The organism is Anabaenopsis elenkinii CCIBt3563, from assembly GCF_015245355.1.
Classification (GTDB): domain Bacteria; phylum Cyanobacteriota; class Cyanobacteriia; order Cyanobacteriales; family Nostocaceae; genus Anabaenopsis; species Anabaenopsis elenkinii.
Genome location: NZ_CP063311.1, coordinates 1227426 through 1245676, shown reverse-complemented (window position 1 = coordinate 1245676; position 18251 = coordinate 1227426). Strand labels below are relative to the sequence as shown.

Genomic DNA, 18251 nt, shown 5'->3' with positions numbered 1-18251 from the left:
CCTTCATGGCGGGGTGCTGACCCATCACATCTGTTGACACTCCCACGGCTAGAAGCGCGTGGGATTCTTGCTTTTATTTTTGTAAAAAATCCCTTCTTTGAGCTACCTCAAAGACAGCATCATAATATTTATGGCAGATTAGGGGTATGATGAATTCGGAGGGTCACGCCGATGACCAAAACTACCCTCAAATTCCCAAACGCTTCCGGACACGAAGTGTTAGCCGAAGCAGGTAAAAAATATCTGCGTCCCGGCGGACGAATAGGGACAGAAAAATTATGTGAATGGGCGAATTTTCAGCCGGGTGAAACAGTTTTAGAGTTAGCTTCTAGCTTTGGATACAGTGCTATATCCTTAGCGCAACGCTACCATGTGAGAGTAGTGGGGATCGAAAAAAATCCTAATAGCGTAATTCGGGCGCGGGAAAACATTCGCCTGGCTGGCTTAGAAAATCAAATTGACATCATTGAGGGTGATATTTTTCATTTGGATGTCATCCCCAATAAGTTTGATTATGTTGTAGCGGAAGCCATTCTCACAATGCAGTCTACCAGCGGAAAAGCCAAGCTGTTGAGGGGAATACATAACCGACTGAAACCGGGAGGTAAGTTCCTCTCCCATGAATTATTAGCTGATAACAAAGAAAAGATAATTGGTAGTGAATTATCCAAAGTAATTCGCGTTAATGCTAAACCACTTTCAGCAGACAAATGGATAACAGCTTGTGCAACAGCAGGATTACAAGTAGAAAAACATCAAACTGGAAAAATGAATTTATTGAACTTCCGGCAGATGTTGCAAGATGAAGGAATTATCGAAACCATGGGGATTTTATGGAATATATTCACCCAGCCATCTATCCGTCAAAGGGTATTAGAAATGCGTCATGTCTTTCATAAATACCGCCAGGAATTAGGCTATATCATTTTGTATGCTGTTGCTCAATAGCAGCATAACTTGTTGGTGAAATTGTGTCAAACTCTTTCATTTTGCCTTTGTGCCTTTGTGTACTTTGCACTTATTTTATGCCCATATATCCTCAAAACATCGGAAAAATGACTAATCAAACCAAATCTACCGAATATTTAGTTACCCAACTGCGAGAACTTGAATACCCCCGTGCTGGGGTTCTGAGCAAAGTAATAACTCAAGATGAAAATTGTCAATACACCTTATTTTGTTTAGCAGCCTCAACAGAGATTTCTGAACATACTTCTACTCGCAATGCTAGCATTAATGTTTTAGAAGGAAAAGGTTTACTAAACTTAGCAGGACAAGAAATTACACTTGAACCGGGAGTTTTTGTTTTTATGCCTGCCCATGCACCCCATGCTTTAAAAGCAGAAGAAAATTTAGCTTTTTTACTCACCCTTTCCGACAAAGTATTAGATAAATAATAACTTTAGGTGCGCTCAATTGCTCGATAAAATCCTTAAATTCCATTGATTTAACTTTTTTTCTTTTGTGTGCATCTGTGGTTAATTATCCTTTCATCTAGTATAAACTACCGGTAAATTTGAAGAGGAATTTACCCAAATGTCAACCTTAATTTCTACCTTCAACCAACAGTTAGATATTTCGCCGGTGCAATTAGAGGATGTTTGGAAAGTCATGATTAGTGTATCGAATATTATTTGACCCCATCCTAACCCTCCCCTTGTAAGGGGAGGAGACTGGATTTGATTGTTTTTTGTGTGTTAGGTGTGTTCCCTGTTCCCTGTTCCCTGTTTCCTAAGATAAAAATTACCTGTGGAAAACTTATCAAACATCCTCTGAGACTTGTGCTAACGATGCCTGCATGTTAACCTTGTGTTACCAAATTCGGTCGATGTTGCAGCCAAGGGTTGGCCGCTTCTAATTGCGCAGCTAGACTAATTAAAGTGGATTCCGCCGCGGGTTTGCCAACTAGCTGTACACTGATAGGTAACCCGTTAGTATCAAAACCCACAGGAATTGCTATAGCCGGTTGTCCCGTGGCGTTAGCAGCGGGACAAGGTGCTACCCAGTGAATAATTTTTTGGAATGTCTCTTCTGGAGTTAAATCAGCCCATTCCCCCACCCGGATAGGTGAATGTAAATATACAGGCAATACTAGTACATCTACGGTATCGAAAAACGCCACAATTTGCCTGGCTAGGATTTGCATTTGGGAAACCGCCCGGAGATACTCACCCACTGAACCTATGCGGGAGAAGAGAAAGCGATTCACCGGCTGTAATGCTTCCGGTGGTATTCCTGATGCAGCTACAGCACTTTGCCACACAGTTTGAAATGGTTCTACTAACCCACTCAAATCAAGGGACTTCTCTTCTATAGTATGACCTAATTGTGCTAATAATTCTACTGTTTGCATTACCCCTTGCTGACAGTTGGAGTCAGCTAGGCCCAGGGGAGGGATACCGGTACTAAATGCGATGCGTAAATTATCGAGTTTATCCGTGGTTGCGGCGAGGAAGGAGGTTTGAGGATCTGGTAACCAGTAAGGATCACCTGTGACATAGCCAGACATAACATCTAAAAGGGCGGCTGCATCTGCTACTGTCCGGGCTATGGGTCCATTAGTACCAAGTCCAGCTACGGGACTTCCTACGGGTGCATGGGTGACTCTACCCCGTGATGGTTTTATACCAACCAACCCACAGCAAGCCGCGGGACCGCGAATAGAGCCACCACCGTCGGAACCTTGGGCTATAGCACACAAACCCGCTGCTACCGCTGCAGCAGCACCGCCACTAGAACCGCCGGGGGTGTATTCTAAATTCCAAGGGTTTCTAGCTGGGGGAAATCCTGTAGGTTCGGTGTAAGGAAATGAACCTAGCTCTGAGGTGGCGGTTTTACCCAGGATAATAAATCCAGCTTGTTTAATGCGAGTGACTACGCCATCATCGTAGTTAGGGATGTTTTGTAATAAAGCAGGACTGCCATAGGTACAGGGTACACCAGCCACGGCGTTTAGGTCTTTAATGGAAATGGGGACACCGAAAAATGGCGGTAGTTCGGAGGTGGTTGTTAATATTTCTATTTTAGCCTGAGCATCTGCGATCGCTTGTTCTGCTGTGACTGTAAAATAACTTCCTAGTTGGGGGTTAAACTGCTCAATACGGTTTAAATATAATTCTACTAATTCCAGGGGTGATACATCCCCACCACGAATAAGCTTGGCTAATTCTAGGGCTGGGGTAAAAGCTAAATCATTGTTATTCATATTTTGATTAATTAAAATATATCTAGTTAATAGTATATTTAGCTACGAAGTGAGTTATATAACCTCCAAGTTTGTATTAGGGACAAAAGTCCCCAAAACTATGTATATTACACTTTGGTGCGGTCTGTTAAAATCTCGTAACCTGTTTCCGTCACTAAAACTGTATGTTCAAACTGTGCTGATAGAGAATTATCTACAGTTACAGCAGTCCATCTATCAGACAATATTCTAGTATGCTTAGAACCTGCATTTAAAATTGGTTCAATTGCCAAAGTCATTCCTGCGCGCAGTTTCACATTTGGCATTTCCCGGGTGCGGTAGTTAAAAACTGAAGGTTCTTCGTGTAAATTCCGACCTACACCATGCCCTGTAAATCCTTCCACCACACTAAAACCATGACTTTTTACATGGTCTTCTATAGCTCCGGCTAAGTCAAGTAAATAAGCACCCGCCTTTACCTGTTCAATACCTTTATAGAGTGCTTCTTCTGCAACGCGGATGAGTTTAGCAGCATCCGGGGTCACATCTCCCACGGCGATGGTAATACAAGAATCACCATGAAAACCTTGGTAATAAGCACCGGTATCTACTTTTAACACATCCCCGGTGCGAATTACTTTCTTAGTACTGGGGATACCATGGACAACTTCATGATTAATACTGGCACAAATGGAACCGGTAAAGCCATGATAGCCCTTAAAGCTGGGTGTAGCGCCCATTTCCCGGATGCGGTTTTCAGCGTAAGCATCCAAATCAGCTGTAGTCATACCAGGCTGGACCATCTCAGAAATTTCTTTGAGTACGGTAGCCACAATTTTAGCTGATTGCCGCATGATTTCAATTTCCCGGGGAGATTTAATTTCAATTCCCCGGTGTTGTTTTGGTGCAGGTTGGGGCTGAGTTTTTTGGGAAAGCAAGTTACTGAGAATGTTCATGGAGAGTTTAATAATTACTGATGACTGACTGATATGGCTATAAATTTAAGTTACCTTATTTTTAACCAAGCCTGGTTTGCGATTCCTGTCATCAGTTACTGTATAGCAATTTCTCCTGTCATTCCTGCTTCTGTATGTCCGGCTATGGAACAGTTTAAGCTATATTTTCCGGGTTTGATGGGCACAAAGAACCATTCCGCTTCTGCACCAGGTTTGAGTTCTAGTTCATGAATTGCGCCTTTGACTTCTACTTTGCCAGCTTCGACTTTTTGCGTCCAGATACCATCAGCAAAATCTTTGGCTGTGAAATAATGTTTTAATTGGCTGGGATTATTTAGGTGTAATAGGTAGCGTTTACCCGGAACAAATTCTAAATGATCTGGTTCAAATTTAAGTTCATTGGCGGAATTACCTAAACTAATTGTAATTTCTCTGGCTGGCTGTTTAAGTAAATTAGTAGAATCAGCTGCGATCGCCCGGCTCTGAAGCGCAAAACCAAAGCACAGCAGCAAACATAGGAAAGTGAACTGGCGAATTAAACGCAGTACATTAGGTAGAATTGGGTACAATATATTTTGATGAAATTCTGTAAATAACCGATTCATTGAGTAGTTAAGCCAAATTTTGCCCACCAAAGGTATAATATATTAACTAATTTTTATTAACTAATTTTGACAATTCTCGTTACAAAAAAACCAAAATAATTGTAACATGGTTTAATACACCCTGTAACTAATCAAGTTGAGCCAGACAGCGAATAAATTCCAGGGGTAAGCCATCGGTATCAGCAATAAAAGCTACCTCCCAAATGCGATCGCCTATTTGCTGCTGTGTGGGTTCTAAAAGTATTTTCAGGGGTGGTAAATTCTCCACACACATAACACGTGATTGTAAATTTATCAACCAGCCGGGTAAATCTGATGTAATTGTAGTTAAATCAAAAGACAGATGATAATAACCCACATAATGCTCATCCGTAAAAGCATCTGGTGCGGGTTTAGGTTGAGGAATTTGGATTAATTCGATCCTTCCCCCTAACCCTTCCATCCAACAAGCCAGAGTATAGCCTGTGGTGAAGCGCTCACAAACTGTAAACCCTAACAGTTCATAGAATGCGATCGCCTGGTGAATATTAGCAGTGCGAATCGAAACGTGGTGCATAATTTAGTCATCCTTGATACTCCCCACGGCTATAAGCCTGGGGATTCTTGAATAGTCCATAAACGAACTTTCAATGGTGCTATCAAAAACACCCTACACGCTCAAAACAATTACCAGTATGAAAGGTATTGCAATTGCGCTTACTTTTATTTTTTTTGGCTTTGGTGAGTCCATCGCGATGCCAATTAGGTACGCTCAACATCTTGCCATTATTTGCCCTTTAACTATTCCAACTAAAATTGGATATGTCCGTTGCCGGGATTTCTCCGTACTAGGATGTTTTCTCACGTAGATGGTTGTTCTTACTCACTTTGAGCATTATACCACTGTGGCTAAAGCCAGTCAATCGTTCTAATGCGACTAAAGTCGCTATCGACTTATCCCCATGTCTAAAAGCCATTGGCTCAGGTCTCGTTTTCTGGTCATGGACACCCCTGGTAGAGACAATTGATCAATTGTCTCTACATCTCTTACTCAAATAATCGGAAATAGGGATAGCGTACAGGTACACCCGGCTCCTTTTCCAGATCAAAATTAATCACATCCCAGCAGGGAACTTCGGAAGCATCGGGGCTAAATTCCACGGGTAATCCGTATAATCGCCCAGAGTTAGCTTGCGGCTCTCCAGAACGCCAAGGAGTGCTACGTTCTAGATAGCCACTCATCAATTCCTGATAACGTTGAGCAATAATCACCCGTGTTGCTCTGTAACCTTGAGTATACAGCTTATCCAATGCCTCGTGGATTTCAAAGCGAATACCATCGGGGTGGGTATGCTGTCTATACCATTCATTATTCCAGCGTCGCCAATGACGACCCGACTGGAGGTGAACCAACTCTCCATTTTTAGGGTTGGCCTCAAAAGCACCATGACGCGGACACAAATAAGTATCTGTGAGTGTCAGGGCTGGAATAGACTGACGACAGTGGGGACACTGAATGTCAGGGCCAAATATAGGGTACTGCAAGCCTGGATTCATCATGAAGTGGATAAAAACATATTTTCGTCTTCACCAGCACCAGTGAGTTGGATTTGACACTTATACCCCTCTATGTTCGAGGCTTGCTCGTTGCTGCCAACAAACCCAGCTTGAGCGTGAACAATCTCCAGTGTATCTGACTCAGATGAGAGACATGATACTGTGATATTCTGGTTATGAAACCAGCCTCAAAGTTTAGAGTTTCTCCAATGTTCGGTGGGTACCATATTCATATTCTATCGTGTCTACAACTTCTTACTGGCCATCTCCCGATTTTTCTCAAGCGGCTTTCATCGCCGCCAATGCTGTGGTCATGGGTGCTGTGAATATTCAAGCCGGGGTCAGCATTTGGTATGGTGCAGTAGTTAGGGGAGATGTAGAAAGCATTGACATTGGGGAATGTACAAACATTCAAGATGGGGCAATTTTACATGGCGACCCTGGTTTACCAACAATTCTAGAACATCATGTCACTATCGGCCATCGTGCTGTGGTACATTCTGCCCACATTGAATATGGCTGCTTGATTGGCATTGGTGCAATTATTTTAGATGGGGTGAGAGTGGGTCACGGTAGCATCATTGGTGCTGGCGCGGTGGTAACTAAGAATATCCCCCCCCAGTCTTTAGTGGTTGGTATTCCCGGTAAGGTATTGCGCCCAGTTTCAGACAAAGAAGCCGCAGAACTGATAGAACACGCAGAACGTTACAAAAAGTTGGCTTTAGTTCATGGGGGAACAGGAAGTGATCTCGGTTTTTACCACCAGAAATAGTGCCAAAGATTGTAATATAACTATATATTGGTAATTAGCCTAAAGGCAGCAATGCTTAAGTTTATTGGCATCCAAGCTGAGGCTTGTAGTCCCATGGGACTAGCGAAATTTGCCAATTAGGCTAAAAATAAACATGAGAACAGTTCATAAAACTTTAATTTTCACTTAAAAGGGGAGTTCTAGATAATGGATATCGATTACCGTATTGTCATCGTTCTTGCACCAATTGTCATTGCTGGTGGTTGGGCTGCATTTAACATTGGCGCTGCAGCTTTAAGACAAGTACAAAACTTTTTGAACAAAGAAGCATAAGCCTGGTTGTGAATTTGCTTTGCGTGGCTTTCCAGTCACGCACATTTCATTTTTCCCAGATGTCTATGATTAAATCGCCTCACCCCAGTTTAGCTGTTTGTGGATATAAATTCTTTACTAAAACCCTTTGAGCATTTTGGCGTAAATCTGGGACTCTCCCGCATTATCAAACTATTGGCGAACCTGGGTAACCCCCACCTCCAAGTTCCGGTAATTCACGTTGCGGGTACTAATGGTAAAGGTTCTGTTTGTGCTTATCTTCACTCTATACTCACTGAAGCTGGTTATAAGACTGGCTGTTATATTTCTCCTCATTTAGTTGATTGGACGGAACGCATTTGTATTAATAAACAGCCAATTACTACTGAGAAATTTAGCCAATTAATCTTACAAGTCCAAGATGCTGCTCAAGGTGATGATGAGTACCCGACTCAGTTTGAAGTGATTACCGCCGCTGCTTGGTTATATTTTGCTCAAGCTCAAGTTGATGTTGCAGTCATAGAAGTGGGTTTGGGAGGGCGTCTGGATGCGACTAATGTTTGCTCAGATCCAATGGTAACTATAATTACATCTATTAGCCGGGAACATTGGCAGCAATTAGGACCGACTGTGGCGGATATTGCTCGGGAAAAAGCAGGTATTATTAAACCTGGGTGTCCCGTTGTGGTGGGGAAATTGCCCCCAGATGCCCAAAAAGTTGTGCGATCGCGTGCCCAAGAATTACAATCCCCCTATATTGAGCCAAAATCTGCTCGTGAAATCTCCCCCGGATGGGCTGAATATGAAACTCAAGTAAATTCCTCAATTATTAAATATCCTCTCCCATTAAAGGGGCAAATTCAACTAAATAACTCAGCTTTAGCCTTAGCTGCTGTAGAAATTCTGCAAAACCAGGGTGGGAATATTTCCCCAGAAGCAATTGTGAACGGTATGAGTAAAACTCAATGGCCCGGACGAATGCAATGGGTGAGTTGGAAAAACCACAAATTATTAATTGATGGCGCACATAACCCCGCTGCTGCTCAAGCATTAAGAGATTATGTAGACAGTTTAAATACCCCAGGATTAACTTGGGTGATGGGAATGCTTTCTACTAAAGAACATAGAGATATTTTTCAAGCCTTACTGCGATCGCATAACCAATTATATCTAGTTCCAGTACCAGATCATAGTTCAGCCGACCCCAGAGAACTAGCCCAAATAGCGACTAAAATTTGTCCAGAATTGTCCAAATGTCAAACCTATTCGGATTTAACATCCGCCCTAGAAGCAGCAGTTAATGATAATAATAATCAAGTTGTTCTGTGTGGCTCTCTTTATTTAATCGGTCATTTTTTCAGACACAACAGATAGATACCCGACCAGTCGAACTAGTCGGGGATGTGGTGAAATTGTCAAACTATAGCCTGTTATTCCACTCTTGCGCCGCATCTTCCAGCGCCTGATCGACGGTTTTCTGTCCTAACATAGCTGCTTGTAAATTCTCATAGATTGCCTTTTGTAATCTTTTAGAATCTCTCAAAGTTGGCGTTAAAATCTCAGCTTGTTGCAATTGTTTAGCACTAATTACCCGTGCTCGTTCCACGGTCGAAGCAGTATCAGGGACATTTTGAAAGTAACTATCTGCCAATGCTTGTTTTGTAGATGGTAAAACATTAGCAGCTTTAGCAAAGGCTAGCTGATTCTTGTCATTGGTGAGAAATAAAGCAAACTTAACAGCTGCATCGGGATGTTGACTAGCTCGGGGGACAACTACATTCATCACAGCCACATTCTTTTTACCAGTATCACCGGTAATCTGGGGTGCGATCGCAGAGGCCTGAGCAACTTGGGGTGCATTGTTAGCAATAGTATTGAGAAACTCAGGCCCAGAAGCTAAAAATGCCGTTTCGCCAGACTGGTATAAATCAATGCCATGGCGATGTCCTTGGGTTAAAGCCTCCCTAGGAAGTAACCCCTGTTGATATAAATTTACCCAATATTGAAAAGCTGCTTTACCTTGGGAAGAATTAAAAGCCGCCTTACCCTCCTGATCTACCAGGGTAACGCCCATTTGCACCAATGACTCCAACACCTCACCAGAATCTTGGGGTGCAAAAGTGACAAAAAAAGCATATTTACCCGTCTGCTCCTTAATTTTCTGGGCTACATCTGCCAATTCTGCATAGGTTGACGGTACTTTGTTAATACCTGCGGCCTGCAATAAATCCCTGTTATAAATAGTTAGCCGGGTAGTCAAATACCAAGGAATACCAAAACTTTTACCATTGAGGGTGCTAGCCTGCCAAATATTCGGCAGATAAGAAGAACGTTCTGCATCAGAAATTTTAGTATCCAAGTCTAACCAAGCATTTCGCCCCGCCAGTTGGGAAGCAAAAACCGGATTAAGATTGACTACATCAGGTGGTGTATTTGCTGAGACAGATGTTAAAATTTTGTTATCCATAGCTGCCCATGGCACATCCACCCATTTGACCTTGATACCAGGATTTTCAGTTTCAAAATTAGCAATCAAACTTTGGAAGTAGTCAGTAAATTTAGGTTGGAGTTGCATTGTCCAAAACTCAATAGTAGCTTCTCCTGCCGCGGTTGATTGTGTATTAATATCAATATTGGCAGTATTACAACTTACTAACCAACTGCCCAGCAAGCCAACCAATACCCAGATAGCCAGTTGTTTTAATTTTCGCAATCGGATCATTTTAGCCTGATGATTACATTTGCAAGGGGTGAAAAAGTTGTCAAAATCAGTTGCTTAGTCTAGCAAAAATTGTCAAGTATCAGTCGGTTGATCATGTTAATCTGCTCTTAATCGATGACCAGGTTGAGAGCAAAAGCTGAAAAAATATGTGGCATTTTTCAGTATTCCGGGAATTTCTCTGTATATTTTGTGGGTGAAATTTACTGAAAAAGCACAAAAAAACCCGAAATCCATATAAATTAATGGTTTCATCTATCCACTTCAGGCTACAACACTTTAGAATGATTCATTGAAAAGTCGATCTGATGGGATGTACAGGTATTTCTTACATGAATACTCCCCAAGAGCGACTTTCTAATTCTCTGGAAAAATAATCCAACCGTCGAGAATCTCAAGTAAACATCAAGGAGTTTGATATGAACAAGGGTGAATTAGTTGATGCAGTATCTGAAAAGGCTAGTGTGACTAAAAAACAAGCCGATGCTGTGTTAACTGCTGCTTTGGAAACGATTATCGAAGCTGTCTCTTCTGGGGATAAAGTAACATTAGTAGGATTTGGTTCCTTTGAATCACGCGAACGTAAGGCACGTGAAGGTCGTAACCCCAAAACCAACGAAAAGATGGAGATTCCTGCCACTAGGGTTCCTGCTTTTTCAGCTGGTAAACTCTTTAGAGAAAAGGTTGCACCCCCAAAAGAACCCAAAGAATAGATAATGTAGGGAATCTCTTATTGATGCGGCAACCAGTTCACGGTGGAAATTTAGCCTGGGCGGCAGCACTAGCTGGCTGTCCACCTGAAGCTATTCTGGATTTTTCTGCCAGCATCAGCCCTTTGGGACCCCCAAATAGCGCCATCGCGGCTATCTATGCGCAAATCGATAATCTTAGACACTATCCGGAACCAGAGTACAGTGAACTAAGATCTGCTCTAGGAAGCTGGCATCAATTACCTCCTGAGTGGATTCTGCCGGGAAATGGCTCCGCAGAATTATTGACTTTAGCAGGTAGAGAGTTAGCAAATTTATCCGGGACTATGTTAGTTACTCCAGCCTTTGGCGATTATTACCGCACACTAACGGCATATAACGCTAACATCCTGGAGTTTCCCCTTTCTTTGACTGGACAATGGGAAATTTTATCCCCTTTATCTGCACTAGGAAATTATGGATTATTGCTAAATAATCCTCACAACCCCACAGGCAGGTTATTCTTGCGGGAGGCTATTTTGCCTCATTTAGAGCAATATGCTTTGGTGGTGGTGGATGAGGCATTTATGGATTTTCTGCCTCCCCATGGGGAACAAAGCCTCATTGATATGGTGCCAAAATATCCAAATTTAGTAGTATTGCGATCGCTAACGAAATTTTACAGTCTCCCAGGACTAAGATTAGGCTATGCGATCGCTCACCCTGAGCGTCTGGCGCAATGGCAATCATGGCGAGATCCCTGGCCTGTGAACAACCTAGCCGCTGCCGCTGCCATTGCTGCTATCCAGGATCAAGAATTTCAACAGCGCACCTGGAAATGGCTACCACCGGCACGAAAGCAACTTTTTCAAGGTTTAGCCTCAATTCCAGGTTTGCAGCCCCTAGAAGGCAGTGCTAACTTCCTACTTGTAGCATCCCAATCATCAACTTGCCAATTACAGCAACAACTACTCGAGCATCACCAAATTTTAATTCGTGACTGTCGGAGTTTTAAAGAATTAGGCGATCGCTTTTTCCGGGTTGCTGTCCGTTGTGATGCTGATAACCAACGTCTACTCAAAGCGTTATATTCAATAGCTGTTGACCATTGACCAATAACCAATGACAATTGATTACGACCTAGTAATTATTGGTGGTACTCTTGCCGGACGCTATGCGGCCTTAGTTGCAACCCAACTCAAAGCCACCGTGGCTTTAGTCGAATCTCAAGTAAATTATGGCTTTAGTCAACATCAGTCCATCAGCGAAGTTGCCAAAATCCTCCACCACCTCAATGATGTTCGCGGCCTAGGAATTAACACCACACCTGCATCTGTTACCTGGCCACAAACCCAGTTGTATAGTCACCGTCTGATCGAGCACATTCAAGCACAAACTTCTCCCCCTAATTTAGCCGCTTTAGGTGTGGATGTAATTCTGGGTACTTGTCAATTTCAACCCTTACCGCATTTAGCCTTGGCGGTAAATCAACGCTTGTTGCGGGGGCGTAACTACTTACTAGCTACTGGTTCTGTTTTGTCCCATCCAGAAATTGAAGGACTGCAAACCAGTAGCTACTTAACCTTATCTAATATTTGGCAAACTCTCAATCAACCAGACCTACCACAAAATTGGCTAATTATTGGTGGTATTCCCCAAAGTATTGAAGTCGCCCAAACTCTGGCCCGGTTGGGTTGTAGTGTAACTTTAGCAGTCAAATCTCCATCCATTCTACCTTCCGCCGACCCAGAGATCACCCAGCTACTACAAGCACAGTTAGAAGTTGATGGCGTACGTGTCCTGAATCAACAACCAGCAACTCAAGTCAAAGTAATTGAGGGTAAAAAGTGGGTTCAGGTAGGCAATAAAGCCATTGAAACCGACCAAATTCTAGTCGCAACTGCACAGCAGCCAAACCTAGAGTATCTGAATTTAGGTGCTGTAGGTGTGAAATGGCGGCAACGTCGCTTACTGGTGAATAATAAATTACAAACCACTAACCCCCGTATTTATGCCTGCGGCGATGTGATTGGGGGTTATGATTTTCCCAATGTTGCTAATTATGAAGCAACAATCGCTGTCAAAAATGCCTTGTTTTTTCCCACATTCAAGGTCAATTATCGCTCCATTCCTTGGGCGCTCAATTCTCATCCCCGATTAGCGGTGGTGGGTTTAACGGAAGCCCAAGCAAAACGCCAATTTACACCAGATAAAGTTTTAGTTTTACGGCAATATTATAAATCAATCCCAGCTGCCCAACTGCAGGATGAAACCACAGGTATATGTAAGTTGATTGTACACCGAAATGGGGAAATTTTGGGAGCCTCGATATTGGGGGAGGAAGCGTCGGAGTTAATTAATATAATTGCTTTGGCTATGTGCCAAAAAATTCCAGTTAAACATTTAGCTTCTTTATCTTTCGCCTATCCTAGTTTTTCCCAGATTATTGAAGATACAGCCAGACAGTGGGGTGAGCAACGGTTACATAGCAATCATGCTTTACAAGATTTCCTGGAAAGCTTTTTTCATTTTCGCCGTGACTGGAATTGGTAATCGGCTTATTTCGGTCGCTCACTATGACGCTTAAAGTTCTTTTCTGTTAATGATACGCTACCAATTCCTTGGAGGACGCCACGACCGATTAAACCTAAACCCCTTCCCACTATTTTAGTCAGTAAAAAAACAATACCACTACCCACAATAGATAATAAGGATTTTAACCGCGGAGCGATCGCATCTCGAAATTCTAGTGCAAGTGTTACCAATAAGGGAATACCAGAAAGCTGCCCTAATTCCTGACCACGGGGCGCATAAATTGCAGTTTTGGCAATCCCTCGCGGTGCTAATACAAATAGCTCATAAGTACTTTCAAATATGGCTTTCGGCTCATTAATATACTTGTTTAAACGATATTTCCATGACAATTCATTGCGAAAGCGTTCTATTTCTCTGGTGGAAATTAAGTGCTGATCATAATAATGCTGTTTAATTTCTTCTACATCTGCTAAATAGTTAAGTAGTGGTTGAACTACACTATTGGCTACCTGAATCAATAAATTTTCTAAAATTATTAATGCTTGGAATTTAGCCTCAGGAGTACCCGCTGAGTAGCAGCTATTATCAATATGTAAGTCTGTCTGGAAGACTAAATGAGAAAATAATTCTAAAACTAGGGGTATTTTATTAATAATCTCTGTTTGTACCACGCGATAATCTTGCAGCAATAAGTTGACAACTTCTATGTTTTGCTTACCTAATTGGACGCGATAGAATTTCCCAAAGTACTCTGTAATTACTGCTTGCCATAAATCATATAATATCGTGTCTTTTAAACTTTCTAATTGAGGGATGTTCACTTGAGGAACACGCAATTCATCTAGTTTTTGCGCCAGTTTTTGCAGAATTAAATACAGTAGTTCTCTTTTTTTATCTTCCCGAAAGATATCAATTTCTAGAGCTACATCTGTGACATTCTGTAAAGAAAGTTGTAATTTATTTACACATAATGCAAATAAATCAGATTGTAGCGATCGCGGGCTAAGTAGAGGCGGTGCTGTTGGTTGCTGTTTTAACTCTAACGGCACTATGTTACTACTGAATACTGGAATTGCAGGCGGTTGCTGGTGTTCCTGTTCTCTTTCCTGTGGTGAAACTAATAACCGACTCAGTAACCAACGAGATGCTAACAGTTCTCGTCGTTGTCCAGCCAAAACAGCTCGATCTATTAACGGTAGTCCAGGGATTTGTAATTGCCTAATCACTGCGGCTAAATCCGCCTCAATGTAAGCAACTGCTGACAAATACCAATTTTTCCGCAGCCTAGCTAGAGGAAGAACCCCTAATGGGGAGATGGAATCCTCAGAAGTGGTATCCACCGCTCCCTGTGGGGGAACCCAGTAGCAACCACCATTTACTACAGCTTCCATAGCAGCCACTAATTCAGGAATAGGAGTACCTTTAGGACAGTAGCCATTAACCCCAGTAGCACGCACTGCTAAGAGTAATCCCGGTTCTTGAACCGAACTAAGTAAGAAAATTGGTAGTTCGGGGTACTGGTTTTTAATTTGTTGACACAGTTGTAATCCCTGCTGCTGACTGGAAATAGACCGACCATTACCTAATTCTAAAACTACCAAATTCACTTGGTTGGGGTCTTGTTGAGCCAGTTGTGCTAGTACCTGCAAGGCGGTTGTATCTGTTTGTGCTTCCGATACTACTTCAATGTCAGGTAATTCTGACAAAGCCACCCTTAATCCTAGCCGGAATATGGGATCTTGGTCAATCAACAATAATTTTAGGGGTTTATTACTCATAATATGTTGTATGCGGGCAACTTAGTCACCAACCCTGCTCATATCAGCTGATCATGGCAACCCCAACTCTAGCTTTAACTATTGCTGCAGCCCTCCTGAGTATGACATTCTCCTAGGGTAATTGTCACGCCCATGGTGTAATAATGTTGCCGAAAATCCTGTTAAAAATTATTCTGTTTTTTGGGGATGGCGGTAACCATAAAAGTTAATACTGTACTCAGTAATCCTTACTCCTGTTTGTTTTTCCACTTCACGTATCAATTCTTCTGGTAGTTCTATGTGCACATCCAGGAGTTGATTAGTATCAATACAGTTTACATGACTATGGGAATCACTGATATTACCGTATAAGCGCCCGTCACAGCGTTCAACACACTCAATGATGCCCTGACTTGATAGGGCTTCTAAATTTTGATAGACAGAAGTATGACCAATATCTTTACCTTGCTGGCTGAGACGATCATAAATTTCCCTAGCAGAAAGGTGTTCATTGGCCTGCCATAGCAGTTCTAAAATGAAGCGGCGCTGACGACTGACGCGCATCCCCAAGAGTTGACACCTATCTAGGGCTTCCTCTAAGGAACGAATTGGTTTGGGAGATATCGACTGATTTTGCATAGTTAAGTTGGTTAACTATAAGGGGATTTTCCCGGTTTGGCTTTGCTTTGGGAATTTACACTTGAATAATGTGGTGATTATCTGTTATTGATTAGGGTTTGCTGGATTACACTCTGCTGTTAAACAAACTCATTACAACTTTAACTTACAATTATAGCAAATGTCCAACCTGAGGGAGGTGTCAAGTGTGCCAAGTTAGACATATACAAATCACAAAAATAACTGGGTGCAAATTTGCCATCTCACCCACCAAAGCTAGTGATTCTCTATCCTACTTTTGAGCATGACAATTACAATTACACTCGATACAGAACACGTTAACAATCTAGATATTTCACCCGCCCTTGAGGTGATTTCGCAACTACTGCAACACAAAGCCATGGCATCCTCGGAACAGCAGTTAAGCTTTAATATCCAATATGCCTTATCACCGGGGGATCCCCGGGAACTGTCAGAAATCCCTGAATTGCGTCTATGGTTTGTCCGTTTAGATGCTAAATACCCTTGGTTACCATTTTTACTCGATTGGAAATCTGGGGAATTAGCTCGTTATACTGCTATGCTGGTACCACACCAATTCAGTGCAAAAGAAGGTATTCAATATAACCCAGAAGCTTTAGAAATATTTCTCATGCATAAAATTTTTATATTAGGTGATTGGCTCAAGGAACAAGGTATCCCCAGCCGATCGCGGTTAAAGTCTATGGCGCAAATGCTGGGTTATGACTTAGATGAGGCGTTGTTTGAGATGGTTTGAAAAGCCTACACCTCTTCAGAGGTGTAGGAGGATTTTAGCCGCCCCAAATTTTCTGTAAAACTATTTGGGGTGAAATATCTGCTACTTGTGCAGTTGGTGATTTAATCGCCAGAAACTTATCGTTTTTGGGCAACAACAATTCTGGATCTGTAGAGCCGAACAGAGCAATAGTATAAGTTTGCACTGCAACACTTAAATGAAGTAGTGGGTCAACAGTAGATAACATCAAACTGGCTCCTGCAATCATGGCAGTTAATTTGCCAATGTTATCAGGGGAAGTCAGCTTAATCCCGGTGGTCTTTTCCAGTAGCGATCGCCAAACCTGCTGATTTTCAGAGCCGCGAATCACCACAACAGGCAAATCCGGCTGTTTTTGTTGGCATTCCTGAATGATTTCCTCCCAATATTTGACAGGGTAGAGTTGATCTAAAGCTGTGGAAGAGATATCACTAGAACCAGCATTAACTAATATGTAGCCTGTGTCATTGATTCCCAAGCGTTTTTGTTCATTTTGTGACCAGTCAATATCTGGTTTAGGCACATTCACGGCTAACTCTGGGCAAGGGGTTTTAATCCCAAAAGGTCGCAGCAAATCGTGGTAAGCTGCCGCCATGTACTGCTTCGGTTGGTATGGCACAGAATCAGTCATAAAACCCGCTCCTTTGCCTTTGTAGCCAACGCGGGTAGGGATTCCAGTTAGCCAGAGCAAAAGACCCATGAACCAACTTTCTCCCGGAGTGATTACAGCATCATACTCGCGATCGCGAATCATACCCACGAAATTGCTCCAATCAGCCAGACTATTGCGGTCTGTGTAATCAAAAGCCAGGACATCATTAACTGACTTGCTCACCCGGTAGGCAGCCTTTGACCGGGGTTCGACAACGACATCTAACTGAGCCTGAGGGTAATAACGCCTCAAGTCATCTAGAGTCGGGAAGAAAAGAATTTGGTCGCCAATTCCGCCAGGAACAAGGGCTACTACTCGCATAATATTTATTCACGCGTACTCGCTCTTATTTTAGGTGAATATAGTCATTAGTTATTGATTATTAGTTATGAGTCATGGATGATAAGTTATTAATTTATTGAGGTTTTCTGTGCATTTACTTATTCCAGCGGCTGGAACCGGCAAAAGAATGGGAGGAACCCGTAATAAACTCCTCCTGCAAGTGCGATCGCAACCAATTATTGCTTGGACTCTCAAAGCTGCGGCAGATGCGAGTACAATCAAATGGATCGGGATTATTTCTCAACCAGTTGACTGGTCTGACTTCAAGGCAATTGTCGCTGACCTAAATCTGACTAAACCAGTGGAATTTATTCCGGGCGGCTCCTCCCGTCAAGAATCAGTTTATAATGGCTTACAGGCGCTCCCAGCCAACGCAAAACAGGTATTAATTCACGATGGCGCCCGATGTCTGGTGACCCCGAACTTGCTCAACTCATGCGCCCAAGCCATCCAACAATGTTCTGGTTTAATTGCTGCAGTCCCCGTGAAAGATACAATCAAAGTTGTAGATGAGCATGGCATCATTCAAAGTACCCCTGACCGTCAGCAATTATGGGCAGCACAAACCCCTCAAGGCTTTAATGTTAAGTTATTAAAACAGTGCCATGCCCAAGGCCTTCGTCAAGGTTGGGAAGTCACCGATGATGCTGCTTTATTTGAAAGATGCGGTATTGAAGTCGGAATTGTCCCAGGAGAAGAGACCAACTTAAAAGTCACAACTCCCCAAGATTTGGCCATGGCTGAATTTATTCTCAGCCAACGATAATGGGGTGTAAACTCCCTCCCCTGTCTCCCGGTG

The 18251-nt window shown here is 42.6% G+C and carries 19 protein-coding genes; 10 read left to right on the top strand and 9 right to left on the bottom strand.

Features of this window, described 5'->3' with window-relative positions; all coding sequences use genetic code 11:
• Positions 1 to 171 precede the first annotated feature (171 nt).
• Together IM676_RS05560 and IM676_RS05555 are read left to right on the top strand one after the other, a co-directional pair.
• Positions 172 to 948, top strand: coding sequence for an SAM-dependent methyltransferase (locus IM676_RS05560; protein WP_200989302.1), 777 nt, complete (start codon positions 172 to 174; stop codon positions 946 to 948).
• A gap of 107 nt (positions 949 to 1055) precedes the next feature.
• A complete protein-coding gene (locus IM676_RS05555) occupies positions 1056 to 1397 on the top strand; it encodes a cupin domain-containing protein (RefSeq protein ID WP_200989301.1) in 342 nt (113 codons plus the stop codon).
• Positions 1398 to 1801: 404 nt separating this feature from the next.
• On the opposite strand, the gene IM676_RS05550 is transcribed toward IM676_RS05555, so the two are convergent.
• From IM676_RS05550 to IM676_RS05530, 5 genes are all read right to left on the bottom strand, one after another.
• Positions 1802 to 3205, bottom strand: coding sequence for an amidase (locus IM676_RS05550; RefSeq protein ID WP_200989300.1), 1404 nt, complete (start codon positions 3203 to 3205; stop codon positions 1802 to 1804).
• A 107-nt stretch (positions 3206 to 3312) separates the two neighbouring features.
• Positions 3313 to 4140, bottom strand: coding sequence for a type I methionyl aminopeptidase (gene map, locus IM676_RS05545; RefSeq protein ID WP_200989299.1), 828 nt, complete (start codon positions 4138 to 4140; stop codon positions 3313 to 3315).
• Between the two features lie 95 nt (positions 4141 to 4235).
• Positions 4236 to 4745, bottom strand: coding sequence for a cupredoxin domain-containing protein (locus IM676_RS05540; RefSeq protein WP_200989298.1), 510 nt, complete (start codon positions 4743 to 4745; stop codon positions 4236 to 4238).
• A 127-nt stretch (positions 4746 to 4872) separates the two neighbouring features.
• Positions 4873 to 5301 carry a VOC family protein gene (locus tag IM676_RS05535; RefSeq protein ID WP_200989297.1) on the bottom strand — a complete coding sequence of 143 codons (429 nt, stop codon included), beginning with the start codon at positions 5299 to 5301 and terminating at the stop codon, positions 4873 to 4875.
• A 470-nt stretch (positions 5302 to 5771) separates the two neighbouring features.
• Positions 5772 to 6284, bottom strand: coding sequence for a TIGR02652 family protein (locus tag IM676_RS05530; protein ID WP_200989296.1), 513 nt, complete (start codon positions 6282 to 6284; stop codon positions 5772 to 5774).
• Between the two features lie 238 nt (positions 6285 to 6522).
• Here IM676_RS05530 and IM676_RS05525 point away from each other — a divergent pair, with 238 nt between their 5' ends.
• From IM676_RS05525 to IM676_RS05515, 3 genes are all read left to right on the top strand, one after another.
• Positions 6523 to 7053: a gamma carbonic anhydrase family protein gene (locus IM676_RS05525; protein ID WP_200989295.1), complete on the top strand. Its 531-nt coding sequence runs from the start codon at positions 6523 to 6525 to the stop codon at positions 7051 to 7053.
• A 186-nt stretch (positions 7054 to 7239) separates the two neighbouring features.
• On the top strand, positions 7240 to 7365 hold the full coding sequence (locus IM676_RS05520) for a photosystem II protein Y (protein WP_200989294.1): 126 nt from the start codon (positions 7240 to 7242) through the stop codon (positions 7363 to 7365).
• Between the two features lie 99 nt (positions 7366 to 7464).
• Positions 7465 to 8718, top strand: coding sequence for a bifunctional folylpolyglutamate synthase/dihydrofolate synthase (locus IM676_RS05515; protein WP_200989293.1), 1254 nt, complete (start codon positions 7465 to 7467; stop codon positions 8716 to 8718).
• 46 nt (positions 8719 to 8764) lie between these two features.
• Here the strand turns inward: IM676_RS05515 and IM676_RS05510 are convergent, their stop codons facing one another.
• Positions 8765 to 10066: an ABC transporter substrate-binding protein gene (locus IM676_RS05510; RefSeq protein ID WP_200989292.1), complete on the bottom strand. Its 1302-nt coding sequence runs from the start codon at positions 10064 to 10066 to the stop codon at positions 8765 to 8767.
• A gap of 416 nt (positions 10067 to 10482) precedes the next feature.
• Here IM676_RS05510 and IM676_RS05505 point away from each other — a divergent pair, with 416 nt between their 5' ends.
• Genes IM676_RS05505 through IM676_RS05495 form a run of 3 tightly spaced genes read left to right on the top strand, consistent with a single transcriptional unit; the run spans position 10483 to position 13305 of the window.
• Positions 10483 to 10776 (top strand): HU family DNA-binding protein, encoded by a 294-nt coding sequence (locus tag IM676_RS05505; RefSeq protein ID WP_200989291.1) that lies wholly within the window; start codon positions 10483 to 10485, stop codon positions 10774 to 10776.
• A gap of 23 nt (positions 10777 to 10799) precedes the next feature.
• Positions 10800 to 11864 carry a threonine-phosphate decarboxylase CobD gene (cobD, locus tag IM676_RS05500; protein ID WP_200989290.1) on the top strand — a complete coding sequence of 355 codons (1065 nt, stop codon included), beginning with the start codon at positions 10800 to 10802 and terminating at the stop codon, positions 11862 to 11864.
• 10 nt (positions 11865 to 11874) lie between these two features.
• Entirely contained in the window at positions 11875 to 13305 is a 1431-nt protein-coding gene (locus IM676_RS05495) for a dihydrolipoyl dehydrogenase family protein (RefSeq protein ID WP_200989289.1), read from the top strand.
• Between the two features lie 5 nt (positions 13306 to 13310).
• On the opposite strand, the gene IM676_RS05490 is transcribed toward IM676_RS05495, so the two are convergent.
• On the bottom strand, positions 13311 to 15065 hold the full coding sequence (locus IM676_RS05490; RefSeq protein WP_200989288.1) for a DUF3685 domain-containing protein: 1755 nt from the start codon (positions 15063 to 15065) through the stop codon (positions 13311 to 13313).
• 168 nt (positions 15066 to 15233) lie between these two features.
• Positions 15234 to 15683: a Fur family transcriptional regulator gene (locus IM676_RS05485; RefSeq protein WP_200989287.1), complete on the bottom strand. Its 450-nt coding sequence runs from the start codon at positions 15681 to 15683 to the stop codon at positions 15234 to 15236.
• A gap of 283 nt (positions 15684 to 15966) precedes the next feature.
• On the opposite strand from IM676_RS05485, the gene IM676_RS05480 reads away from it, so the two are divergent.
• Positions 15967 to 16440, top strand: a complete 474-nt coding sequence (locus IM676_RS05480) for a CRR6 family NdhI maturation factor (protein ID WP_200989286.1) — start codon at positions 15967 to 15969, stop codon at positions 16438 to 16440.
• Between the two features lie 34 nt (positions 16441 to 16474).
• On the opposite strand, the gene IM676_RS05475 is transcribed toward IM676_RS05480, so the two are convergent.
• Positions 16475 to 17431: a glycosyltransferase family 9 protein gene (locus tag IM676_RS05475; protein WP_200989285.1), complete on the bottom strand. Its 957-nt coding sequence runs from the start codon at positions 17429 to 17431 to the stop codon at positions 16475 to 16477.
• A gap of 109 nt (positions 17432 to 17540) precedes the next feature.
• On the opposite strand from IM676_RS05475, the gene ispD reads away from it, so the two are divergent.
• Positions 17541 to 18218: a 2-C-methyl-D-erythritol 4-phosphate cytidylyltransferase gene (gene ispD / locus IM676_RS05470; protein WP_200989284.1), complete on the top strand. Its 678-nt coding sequence runs from the start codon at positions 17541 to 17543 to the stop codon at positions 18216 to 18218.
• Positions 18219 to 18251: the final 33 nt, after the last annotated feature.

Coding starts and splice junctions, on each gene's coding strand:
- IM676_RS05560 (WP_200989302.1), top strand. CDS start 172: ATGACCAAAACTACCCTCAAATTCCCAAACGCTTCCGGACACGAAGTG.
- IM676_RS05555 (WP_200989301.1), top strand. CDS start 1,056: ATGACTAATCAAACCAAATCTACCGAATATTTAGTTACCCAACTGCGA.
- IM676_RS05550 (WP_200989300.1), bottom strand. CDS start 3,205: ATGAATAACAATGATTTAGCTTTTACCCCAGCCCTAGAATTAGCCAAG.
- map (WP_200989299.1), bottom strand. CDS start 4,140: ATGAACATTCTCAGTAACTTGCTTTCCCAAAAAACTCAGCCCCAACCT.
- IM676_RS05540 (WP_200989298.1), bottom strand. CDS start 4,745: ATGAATCGGTTATTTACAGAATTTCATCAAAATATATTGTACCCAATT.
- IM676_RS05535 (WP_200989297.1), bottom strand. CDS start 5,301: ATGCACCACGTTTCGATTCGCACTGCTAATATTCACCAGGCGATCGCA.
- IM676_RS05530 (WP_200989296.1), bottom strand. CDS start 6,284: ATGATGAATCCAGGCTTGCAGTACCCTATATTTGGCCCTGACATTCAG.
- IM676_RS05520 (WP_200989294.1), top strand. CDS start 7,240: ATGGATATCGATTACCGTATTGTCATCGTTCTTGCACCAATTGTCATT.
- IM676_RS05510 (WP_200989292.1), bottom strand. CDS start 10,066: ATGATCCGATTGCGAAAATTAAAACAACTGGCTATCTGGGTATTGGTT.
- IM676_RS05505 (WP_200989291.1), top strand. CDS start 10,483: ATGAACAAGGGTGAATTAGTTGATGCAGTATCTGAAAAGGCTAGTGTG.
- cobD (WP_200989290.1), top strand. CDS start 10,800: ATGCGGCAACCAGTTCACGGTGGAAATTTAGCCTGGGCGGCAGCACTA.
- IM676_RS05495 (WP_200989289.1), top strand. CDS start 11,875: ATGACAATTGATTACGACCTAGTAATTATTGGTGGTACTCTTGCCGGA.
- IM676_RS05490 (WP_200989288.1), bottom strand. CDS start 15,065: ATGAGTAATAAACCCCTAAAATTATTGTTGATTGACCAAGATCCCATA.
- IM676_RS05485 (WP_200989287.1), bottom strand. CDS start 15,683: ATGCAAAATCAGTCGATATCTCCCAAACCAATTCGTTCCTTAGAGGAA.
- IM676_RS05480 (WP_200989286.1), top strand. CDS start 15,967: ATGACAATTACAATTACACTCGATACAGAACACGTTAACAATCTAGAT.
- IM676_RS05475 (WP_200989285.1), bottom strand. CDS start 17,431: ATGCGAGTAGTAGCCCTTGTTCCTGGCGGAATTGGCGACCAAATTCTT.